The 10,000-nt window shown below is 35.7% G+C and carries 12 protein-coding genes, 2 tRNA genes and 1 pseudogene (1 of these 15 cut by a window edge); 11 read left to right on the top strand and 4 right to left on the bottom strand.

The annotated features are described in order from the left end of the window. Positions 1–1,553 carry the 5' portion of a FapA family protein gene (locus EK17_RS00720; RefSeq protein ID WP_035586601.1) on the bottom strand. Its footprint begins 226 nt before the window's first position, so the window shows 1,553 of its 1,779 coding nt (coding positions 1–1,553); its start codon is at positions 1,551–1,553; its stop codon lies beyond the left edge, outside the window. 110 nt (positions 1,554–1,663) lie between these two features. Here EK17_RS00720 and EK17_RS00715 point away from each other — a divergent pair. The 3 genes from EK17_RS00715 (at position 1,664) to EK17_RS00705 (ending at position 2,854) form a co-directional block, all read left to right on the top strand. Beyond that, a tRNA-Leu gene (locus tag EK17_RS00715) sits at positions 1,664–1,750 on the top strand. Positions 1,751–1,800: 50 nt separating this feature from the next. Continuing rightward, a tRNA-Met gene (locus tag EK17_RS00710) sits at positions 1,801–1,877 on the top strand. Positions 1,878–1,987: 110 nt separating this feature from the next. Continuing rightward, positions 1,988–2,854 carry a hypothetical protein gene (locus EK17_RS00705; RefSeq protein ID WP_035586599.1) on the top strand — a complete coding sequence of 289 codons (867 nt, stop codon included), beginning with the start codon at positions 1,988–1,990 and terminating at the stop codon, positions 2,852–2,854. Here EK17_RS00705 and nfo read toward each other — a convergent pair. Genes nfo through EK17_RS00690 form a run of 3 tightly spaced genes read right to left on the bottom strand, consistent with a single transcriptional unit; the run spans position 2,836 to position 5,050 of the window. Continuing rightward, a complete protein-coding gene (nfo, locus tag EK17_RS00700) occupies positions 2,836–3,687 on the bottom strand; it encodes a deoxyribonuclease IV (RefSeq protein ID WP_035586597.1) in 852 nt (283 codons plus the stop codon). The two genes, EK17_RS00705 and nfo, sit on opposite strands and share 19 nt — an antisense overlap. A gap of 9 nt (positions 3,688–3,696) precedes the next feature. Beyond that, positions 3,697–4,224 carry a hypothetical protein gene (locus tag EK17_RS00695; RefSeq protein ID WP_035586596.1) on the bottom strand — a complete coding sequence of 176 codons (528 nt, stop codon included), beginning with the start codon at positions 4,222–4,224 and terminating at the stop codon, positions 3,697–3,699. Positions 4,225–4,237: 13 nt separating this feature from the next. Beyond that, positions 4,238–5,050, bottom strand: a complete 813-nt coding sequence (locus EK17_RS00690) for a hypothetical protein (protein ID WP_035586595.1) — start codon at positions 5,048–5,050, stop codon at positions 4,238–4,240. A 140-nt stretch (positions 5,051–5,190) separates the two neighbouring features. Here EK17_RS00690 and galE point away from each other — a divergent pair, with 140 nt between their 5' ends. The 8 genes and pseudogenes from galE to EK17_RS00655 form a co-directional block, all read left to right on the top strand. Beyond that, a complete protein-coding gene (galE, locus tag EK17_RS00685) occupies positions 5,191–6,198 on the top strand; it encodes a UDP-glucose 4-epimerase GalE (RefSeq protein WP_035586593.1) in 1,008 nt (335 codons plus the stop codon). After that, complete coding sequence (locus tag EK17_RS09520) at positions 6,195–6,329, top strand: hypothetical protein (RefSeq protein WP_269557955.1); 135 nt, start codon at positions 6,195–6,197, stop codon at positions 6,327–6,329. The genes galE and EK17_RS09520 overlap by 4 nt, the downstream gene beginning before the upstream one ends. Before the next feature lie 162 nt (positions 6,330–6,491). After that, on the top strand, positions 6,492–6,785 hold the full coding sequence (locus EK17_RS00680) for a MarR family EPS-associated transcriptional regulator (protein WP_035586591.1): 294 nt from the start codon (positions 6,492–6,494) through the stop codon (positions 6,783–6,785). A gap of 65 nt (positions 6,786–6,850) precedes the next feature. Further along, the gene (locus EK17_RS00675) at positions 6,851–7,066 is read left to right on the top strand and encodes a type II toxin-antitoxin system HicB family antitoxin (RefSeq protein WP_035586609.1); all 216 of its coding nucleotides are present in this window, start codon (positions 6,851–6,853) and stop codon (positions 7,064–7,066) included. Between the two features lie 60 nt (positions 7,067–7,126). Next, positions 7,127–7,738 (top strand): coiled-coil domain-containing protein, encoded by a 612-nt coding sequence (locus EK17_RS09375; RefSeq protein ID WP_051904325.1) that lies wholly within the window; start codon positions 7,127–7,129, stop codon positions 7,736–7,738. A 109-nt stretch (positions 7,739–7,847) separates the two neighbouring features. Next, the gene (locus EK17_RS00665) at positions 7,848–8,618 is read left to right on the top strand and encodes an N-acetyltransferase (RefSeq protein ID WP_035586604.1); all 771 of its coding nucleotides are present in this window, start codon (positions 7,848–7,850) and stop codon (positions 8,616–8,618) included. Positions 8,619–8,656: 38 nt separating this feature from the next. After that, positions 8,657–8,932: pseudogene (locus tag EK17_RS00660) on the top strand (four helix bundle protein); the annotation flags it as partial. A gap of 171 nt (positions 8,933–9,103) precedes the next feature. Continuing rightward, the coding region (locus EK17_RS00655) for a Gfo/Idh/MocA family oxidoreductase (protein WP_035586587.1) at positions 9,104–10,000 on the top strand (897 nt) is incomplete at its 3' end.

The raw sequence follows: 10,000 nt of genomic DNA, 5'->3' as shown, positions 1-10,000 counted from the left end.
TCGTATTCCTCCTTTTCCTGCTGAAGCTTTTTTAGCTTGTCTTTGAAGCGCTTTACAAAAACCAATAGTGAGTTTGGAACATGTTTTTGCTGTTCTTTCAATTTTTGAATGGTTTTTAGGATCTGTTCATACTTTTCTTTTTCACTATTTACGGCATCCTGGGCTTCTTCAAACTTCTTTTTCTGGCTTTTTAGTATCGTCTTAGCATATTTTTCTTTGACAAGTAACTCTTTATAAATTTCACTTATCCATGGTAGATCAAGCGGTTTTATGGCAATAGTGTTATCACCTCCTTCAATTTTATTTATTACGATGGAGTCTGATGATGTTGTGATGCAGGAGCTCATCATTACGTCTTTTATTTCCACTTTAGGTGCAAAAACCTTTGTTGCGACGGCTTTGTTTATAATTACTTTATTTTTTGCTGTAAGATGCGCATGCTCAGATAAGTCAACCTCTATATCTTCTGCTTCAACAGTGCCTCTGCAGATAGCAATTTTGGCCTTTTTTGCCTTAATAAAAGCCTCTTTATGAACACTACCTTTGATTTCAACCTCTTCTGCCTCAATTGTGGCTTTTGGTCCGACATCGCCGTTTACTACAACCTTCTTACCCTTCACAGTCATACCTGCTGCTATCGTATCTTCAATGCCTTCATTGAGTCCGCTGCCTATCTCAAGCTCAACATCACCATCAGCTGTTAGGTTTCCCGTTGTTTTGATATCAACTTTGTCGATTGCAACAGATGTATCTATTTCATATACACCGTTTTTGAATACAATCACCCCATCCTTTTCACTGATGAGTTTGATTATTCTTTCCTCTTCAATCTTTTTAACGCTGCCGGGTGTAAACTTAACATCCTCTATGTCGTCTATGGTTATTCCAACATCCTGAGGCAGGATATTGCCAAAAACATCGTATCCTTCCTCACCCTGCGTGGGTTTGTAGAACTCAACAAGTAGTTGCCCTTTTTTTACAGGCACAAGAAAGTTTTTGTTTTTGTAGTCAATACGGCCGTTTTTGTATATGGTACCGGCTGCTTTGTATCTATCAAAGTGAAAGATTAGTTTTGAGTTTTCGCCTCTGATAGGTTTTTTGCCTTCGGCTATGAGGATTCTAAAGGGTTTGTATCCTGGGGAGAGCCTTTTTTTGATTTCCTTTGCTATGGCGCTGAATAGTTTTGTTTTAACACCGTAATTGATATTGTTTATAGCTAAAAGCTTTTTTATTGCCTCAATAATTTCTTCTTCGCTTACCTCTAAATCCCTTTTTAGCTTTAATGTATCAACGAAGATGTAGGCCTTTAGGGGGTGTTCGTCAGGATCTGTTTCTATACTCATGATATCAAGCAGCTTGCTTCTGTTCTGGTTTATGAATATCTTTATTTTGTAGGTTTTATTAATGTTGCCTATATTGTCTTTGCTTTCTTGTTCTTCTAATATTTCAAAATCGAGGAATTTTTTGGGGTAGCCTAAGGTTTTGGCTGCATCATCTATCACTTCTTCGATATTATCCGTCTCCCTTTCGATAAATTCCATCTCTTCAGGCATAAGCTGTCCCCTTTTAACATTTAGTTAACTAAATCTATAGCAAAAAGACTACCTATTTATCAAGTAAATTATTGACACTTCTATCCAAATCGGTATAATCGCTAAAGTCAGCCGGGGTGGTGAAACTGGTAGACGCGCTGGACTCAAAATCCAGTGGGGGCGACCCCGTGCGGGTTCGAGTCCCGCCCCCGGCACCAAAAAAAGCTTGACTTTTTGTCCTAAATGGATTAAATTTAAAACCGCTTGACGCGGGGTGGAGCAGTCTGGTAGCTCGTCGGGCTCATAACCCGAAGGTCGGAGGTTCAAATCCTCCCCCCGCTACCATTTATTTTACCTCCTTAAGATTATAAAAATTTCTAAATGAATTTTTTATGAACTGTTGATATTTTTATTAATTTTGTGATATATTACAAAAAAACATAAGGAGGTTTGTTGTGATTTCAAAAAGCAACGAATCGGCTTTGAAGTGGGCATGGGAGTTTTCTGTTTTAAATCCAAAACTTACTATAGGTGTTTTTGCGGTATTAGGTTTATTGTTATTTTTATCGATTATTACGCTAAAAGTGGGCATAGGTGTTTTGTTGTTTTTGTTCCTTGCGTTTTTGGTGCTATCTGTGCAGTTGTTTGTGGGTGATTATGTTGCTAAATATAAAGACGAGGAGGTTTTGAAGCAAAATATATGTAATGTTCAACTAAACAATATCCTGTTTGATAAATTTCCCATCGCCATGGGATCCTTTATAGGTCTTTTTGTTGTTGGTATAGGTATTAGTATAGCAGCGGGTATTTTATACTTTATTTTTAAGCTATTCGGTGTTTTTGGTTATTTCCTGTTTGGGATTATAAGTATTACAATTGGCTTGATTTTTCTTTACATTATGCCTGCTGTGTTTGGTGAAATATTAAAAAGCAATAGTTTTGGTGAGGCTTTTAATAAGGCGTTTTTATACTTTAATGTAAAATTCTGGTCAAAAACCTTCAATCAGAACTACATGTTTTTTGTTTTTGTATGGATGATGGTGGAAAGCGGCGTTTCTTCTCTTATCGCTTCTCTGTCAACATTTTTGGGCGTGGTTGTTTTTGGCGCTGTGTTTGCAAGTTATTTTGCATCCGCCTTTGGTGGGTATTATAACAACATGCTTGTTTATACAAATCCGGGATTTTCGTTCGGATTTATAGTGGCTTTGATTATCTATTCTATAGCTGTGGGCATTATGCTTTACTATCTGTTGCTTTACAACGGCATTATTTATGCTTATGCTGCTCAAAAGACTTTGCAGCCTCAGTCTGAGGCGGAGTAAAATTTATTAAGAAGTGCTATTTCATCTTTCCAGATTGATGGGTTTGGGGTTTCAAGAATTAAAGGAATTTCGTCAAATCGGTTATCCCTTGCTATCAACTTAAACGCCTCAAGCCCTATTTTACCTTTTCCAAGGCTTTCGTGCCTATCAACCCTTTTGCCCAACTCAACTTTTGAGTCGTTTAAGTGCATGCCCTTTAGATATTTAAAACCGATTATCTCTGAAAACTCCTCAAATGTTTTATTAAATCCTTCAAAAGTTGAAATATTATAGCCTGCTGCAAAAAGGTGGCATGTGTCGATACAGACGCCTATACGAGAATTATCTTCTATTTTTTCAAGAATATTTCTAAGCTGCTTGAATCTATAGCCGTAAACACTGCCCTCACCTGCTGTATTTTCTAAAACGACGATAACATTTTCCACGCTTTTTAATGCTAAATTTATCGACTCAGCCATTTTATCAATACATTCTTTTTCTGAGATTTGATTTAGATGAGCTCCTGGATGCACATTTAGATATTTAAGACCCAGAAATTGAGCCCTTTTTAGCTCATCTATAAAGGCAAGTCTGGATTTTTTGAGTTTTTCTTCATTTGGTGAGCATAGGTTTATAAGATAGCTGGCATGAGGCAGGATATAGCGGCTATTAAAGTTGAATCTTTTTATGTTTTCTTTAAATGCGTTTATCTGGTGAGGTGTTAAGGGTTTTGCCTGCCATCTTCTTTGATTTTTTAAAAAAAGAGCAAACGCTGTAGCATTGATTTTATGGGCGTTTACGGGGGCGTTTGATACACCCCCTTGTGCGCTTACATGGGCTCCAAAATACTTCACTGCCTATCATTACTCTTCAAATAGACTCTCAATCGATTTTAGGTCAAAGTTTTTTAATAAGTCAAGTGCTTCTTTGTAGTCCATGTTTTTGAACTCCACACCAAAAATTGCATGACAACCGCTTTGAGGTGTTTTGCTTAAGCATACTACTAAACTGCCGCCGTTTTCCTGTTTATCGTAGTTTATTCCTGCTTTTAATCCATCGATATCCACGACTTTGACCAATTCTTTGTCTGTTTCTACGGTCATGTGGGTCATAAACGGCATCCACATCATCATAGCCTGTCCACCACCAAGAACAGTAACACCGAAGTATTTTTCTTTATCTTCGCTGTTTGCATAGTTTTTTTCAGCCGATACCATCTCTCCCATGTTGCCCTGCATATTCATGCCGCTGCATTTGTCTACCACAGTATAGCCTTCAAGCTCGCCCAATCTTTCACATATTGCCTGATATTTAGGCAAGGAGTATGCCAGGGTAGAAACAGATAAACTAAATATAGCAACAAAAACCGCTAAAAACAAAAATCTTCTCATAAAACACCTCCTCCTAATAATCCCAGCTATGGGTTGGTTTTTTGTTTATGCCGTTTTTTAACATGTCTTTGTCTTTTCTTGAAACACAGTAGAAGTTTCTTTTCATGCTGTTGTTAGTTGGATTTTTGTCTACGATTGGGCCAGTAAAAACCTTAACGGTTATGGGATTGGATCCAGGTTTTAATTTTGTATGGAATGGTAACTTAAACCTTAAAGTTGAGTGGGGTTTTTGAAGTTTTTTATGAGGATCAACAATCTTTAATGAGAAGCCCAAAAGACCTTTGCCGTGTTCTGATAGCTGTATTTTTACACCATTTGTTGGGTTGTAGGCCTGATTTGGGAGTCTTCCACCTAAATTCTTTAATGTGATAAACAGGTTGCATTTAAGGTCTTTTGCCATACTTACTACTGCTATATCCGGGTAATCGCCGCAATAAAGTTTTTTGGGTGGGTAATTGTTATTTGTGGTATTTTCGCTGATCTGTTGGCTTTTTAGATAGATTTTTCCTGATATTGTGTAAATACCTTTTCTTAGTGTAACGGAATTCCATGAAAATATTTTTGTTGCATTGTGGTGTATAAGGTTTCCAAGATGGGTTGTATATCCTCCGATCACATCACCGTTAAGCTGGATACCTAAATATGTTTTTTTGTATTTTGAGGGCAGTGAGGGACCGATATTTTTTAAAACTATAACCGGTCTACATTTGTTGTTACCTATTTCCTTTAGATAGATGTTTGAGATAATAAAATCTGCTTTTGCATAGCTGTTTGAAGATAAGATTAACAAAAAAAGAACCCCAAAAGCCACTGTAACTTTTTTCATAAAACACCTCCCATTGTTTTTAATTATTGCTCATTATTACATAGTATACACTATTAATTTGTTGCTGTCTATAAATATCTATTTAGGTTTTGGAAAAACTATTAATTTTGTTATAATCTTTAAAAACAAGGAGTTTAAAGATGGAAAGTGTTTTAATAACAGGAGCTGCAGGATACATTGGCTCGCATCTGTTAAAGCTTTTGCTTGAACAAAGCGATTTTTCTATAACGGTAATCGATAATCTATCAACGGGTTTTAAAGATACAATCGATACACTTAAACATATCAGGGATTTTGATTTTATTGAGGCAGATTTGGGCAACTGGGACGAGATAAGAGGGATTTTTAAAGCCAAACATTTTGATGCTATCATACATTTTGCAGCAAGCATAGTTGTGCCAGAAAGTGTTGAAAATCCGCTTAAATATTACTTAAACAACACGGCTAATACTGCACATTTAGTAAAACTTGCAAATGAGTTTGGCGTGAAGTTTTTTATATTTTCATCAACTGCAGCTGTTTATGGTGAACCCGATATTACAGAAATAGATGGTGGTATTAAAGAGGATTTTAAGACAAACCCTATAAATCCGTATGGGGCAAGCAAACTTTTTAGCGAAAGGATTATTATAGATGCAGCAAAAGCCAACCCTGACTTTAAATATGTTATCTTGAGGTATTTTAATGTAGCAGGGGCAAGCCCGGATTTAATGATTGGTCAAAAAACAAAGAACGCAACGCATTTGATAAAGGTGGCAAGTGAATGTGCATGTGGCAAAAGGGAGAAGATGTATATTTTTGGAGATGATTATCCTACAAAGGATGGAACCTGCATCAGAGACTACATACATGTAATGGACCTTGCCAAAGCCCATATCAACGCACTTGAATATCTCAAAACCAACAAAAGCGATATATTTAATGTGGGATACTCCAAAGGGCTGAGCGTAAAAGAGGTGATCGAGACAATGAAAAGGGTTAGTGGTGTGGATTTTAGGGTGGAAGTGACAGAACGCAGATTAGGCGATCCTGCAGTTTTGATAGCAGATAGCACTAAAATAAAAACAGAAATGGGCTTTAAGCCAGAGTATGGCGATATCGAATTTATCTGCAAAACTGCCTATGAGTGGGAGAAGAAACTAAGGTGAAAAAGCTCAGGCTTTCTAAAAGTGAGATAGATGCAAAAAAACGCAACGCCATTGAGATTTTTGGAGATGGTGTGAGGGTATATATTTTTGGCAAAAGAGCTGACCTATCAAAAAAGAAGGAGAATTATTGATTAACCTTATTTTAAAAACAATAATCCGTTATTTTTTGAAAAGCTTAAGTGTTGATTTGATAATTACAAAAGAAGGAACGAGGCAGCCTACTATTGACTATTTACAGGTTTTTTGCTTATTATTGTTTAGCGTATGAACGCAAATATTTAAAGGGGGGGAATATGGAGCAAAACGAGATAGTTGTAAAACTGCTAAGCGCTATAAAGAAAAACCCCGAGCAATCTCAGAGGAGTTTGTCAAAAGCCATAGGTGTGTCTGTGGGCAAAGTCAATTATGTAGTCAAAGAGCTTGCAAAGAAGGGCATTATAAAAACCGAACGATTTTTGAATTCAAACAACAAATGGCAATACAGATATATCTTAACACCAGAGGGTATTAAGGAGAAGGCAAGGATAACAAGGGAATTTGTTAAGCGCAAGATGGCTGAATATGAAAGTCTGCTAAATGATGATTAATGGTAAATGCTAAAACGATATCGAGGATGATTAAATATATTTTGAATAAAAAAGTGGAGGATGCTATGTATAAAGAGACAATATTTATTGTTGAAGAAGACCCCGAGATTGGATTTAATGCTAAAGCTTTAGGATTTCCTATTTTTACACAAGGCGATACAATGGAAGAGTTGAAAAAGAATATCAAAGATGCTATTTCTTGCTATTTTGATGAAAAATCTGAAATACCAAAAGTAATTCGTCTTCATATGGTAAAAGAGGAAGTCTTGGCGTATGCTTGAGCTGTTGACACATGATAAAAAATGAATTATTGTTTTTATAAAAGCAAATGAGGTGAAATTATGAGTAAGAATGTGAATAATCAAAAAGATGAGATAAAAGATAAGTTGCCTTCAGAGATATATGCTTTGTTTGCAGGTATATTCCCAAGCACAAAATACTTTGATGCAAAGTTTGATTACTTGCAGGTTCAAATTGATGAGTTAAGAAGAAATCAGGAGTTATTTAGAGATGATTTAAAAGAATTTAAAAAGGATGTGGATTATAGATTTGCACAGGTAGATAAAAGGTTTGAGCAGGTAGATAGCAGAATTGATGAGCTAAAAAGCGATATGAACTCGAGGTTTGAACAGGTAGATAAAAGATTCAAACAAGTAGATAACAGAATTGATGAGTTAAAAAGCGATATGAACTCAAGGTTTGAGCAGGTAGATAAAAGAATTGATGAATTAAAAAATGACATGAACTCACGGTTTGAACAAGTTGATAAAAGATTTGATGAAGTAAATAAAAGATTTGACCAGATAATAGCTTCGATAGATAGGTTATCAGATAAACTTGATAAAAGGGATATTGAGCATAGGAATTTTACATTGAAAATGTTTTCAATCTCAATAATGATATCGGTTCTTGGCGTTTTGGGGGCTTTTTTGAAGATTCTTGGTGTTTTTTAGAGCATGGATTTTAAATTCCCTTGACATGATATCTTTTGATATTTATACTTGCGTTCAGGTTTTGAATTTAGAAAAGTTTTTAATAAACCTAACAAGAAAGGATCTTTTTATGGAGAAATTTGAAAGATGCGTTATTGACCCATCAAGTGTGATAGGTGAAAATACACAGATTGGTTATTTTACCGTTATAGGTAGGGATGTAAAGATAGGCAAGAATTGCCAGATAGACAATAATGTTGTTATTCATGAGGGTACAATTATTGGTGATAATGTCAGAATTGATGATAATACCGTTATTGGCAAGCAACCAATGAAATCACCCATTAGTGCAACAACAAAAAAACAGCAACTACCACCAGCAATGATTGCGGATAATTGCTTGATAGGCACATCAGTTGTGATTTATGCTGGTTGCAAGATAAATAAGAATGTGCTTGTAGCAGATCTATCTACCATTAGGGAAAATGTTGAGATAGGCGAATACACGATTGTTGGAAGAGGCGTTGCAATAGAAAACTTCTGCACCATTGGCAAACGATGCAAACTTGAAACAAATGTATATATCACAGCCTACTCTGAAGTTGAGGATTACTGCTTTATAGCTCCAGGTGTTTTAACATCTAACGACAATTATTTAGGCAGAAGTCAAAAAAGGTTTAAAGAATTTGGTGGGGTTAAAATTCAAAAAGGTGGAAGAATAGGTGTTGGTGCGGTTATATTGCCAAACAAGACTATAGCTGAAGACAGCGTGGTTGCCGCTGGAAGCCTTCTTACAAAAGACACTCAACCCAAAAAGATCTATGCAGGCTTACCTGCAAAATACTTTAGAGATGTGCCAGAAGATGAGCTGTTGGAGAATCAATTCAGCATTAAGCGCTAAGTATCAAGGACTAAGTTTTAAAAGGGGAAAACGTAATCATGAAATGTGAAAATTTGGATGTTTGGAAAAAAGGCTGTAGGCTTTCTATTGAAATATACAAATATTTCAAAGACCTGAAAGATTTTGGCTTTAAGGATCAGATAACAAGAAGCAGTTTGTCAATAGCTTCTAATATTGCAGAAGGAATGGAAAAAGAGTCCGACAAAGAAAAGATTAGATTTATCGAAATCGCTAAAGGTTCTTGCGCAGAATTAATAACGCAGATATATATTGGAATAGAAATTAATTATATAGAAAAGCAGTTGGGTTTAAAATAGATTAAAGAATTAAATGAAATTTTAAAAATGCTGACAGGTCTAAAAAACAATTATATAAAAGTTCTAAGCTCTAAGAGTTAAGTTAAACGCCAAAAATTTAATCTCAACTTTTAACGCTTAGCGCTTAACACTTAATACTTAACGCTTAACGCTAACTCAGGAGGTTTTATGAAAAACTTTGTCCTAATAGGTGCAGCAGGTTATATCGCACCAAGACATATGAAGGCAATTAAAGATACCGGTAATAATCTGCTTGCAGCAGTTGATCCAAACGACAGTGTAGGCATTATAGATTCATACTTTCCAGAAGCCCATTTTTTTACAGAATTTGAAAGGTTTGATAGGCATGTTGATAAGCTAAGAAGAAGAGGAAATAAGGTAGATTTTGCATCTATCTGTTCCCCAAATTACCTTCATGATGCTCATATAAGATGGGCATTGAGAAGTGGAATAAACGCAATATGCGAAAAACCTCTTGTTTTAAATCCCTGGAATTTGGATGCTTTAGAGGAGATAGAGCAAGAAACAGGGAGAAAAGTTTACAATGTTCTTCAATTAAGACTTCATCCTTCAATCATTTCACTAAAGGATAAGATAGAAAAAGAGACTTCTAAAGAGAATAAAAAATACAACATAGACTTGACCTATATAACCTCAAGAGGCAGATGGTACTTTGTTTCGTGGAAGGGAGATTTATCAAAGTCCGGCGGTGTTGCAACAAATATCGGAATACATTTCTTTGATATGCTGATGTGGCTTTTTGGTGAGGTAAAGAACAGCGAGGTTCACTACTGTGAGCCTTTAAAAAAGATGGCAGGCTTTATAGAGTTAAAAAAAGCTTATGTTAGGTGGTTTTTGTCAGTGGATTATAACGATTTACCCGATGATATAAAACAAAAAGGTCAGAGAACATACAGATCTATAACAGTAGATTCAAAAGAGATTGAATTTTCTGGTGGCTTTACAGACTTGCATACACTTGTTTATAAAGATATATTAAACGGCGGAGGTTTTGGCATTAAAGATGCAAGACTATCTATTGAGCTTGTGCATCAGATAAGAAAT

The sequence above is a fragment of the Hippea jasoniae genome, assembly GCF_000744435.1.
GTDB classification, from domain to species: Bacteria; Campylobacterota_A; Desulfurellia; order Desulfurellales; family Hippeaceae; genus Hippea; species Hippea jasoniae.
This window is presented reverse-complemented; position numbering and strand designations above follow the sequence as displayed.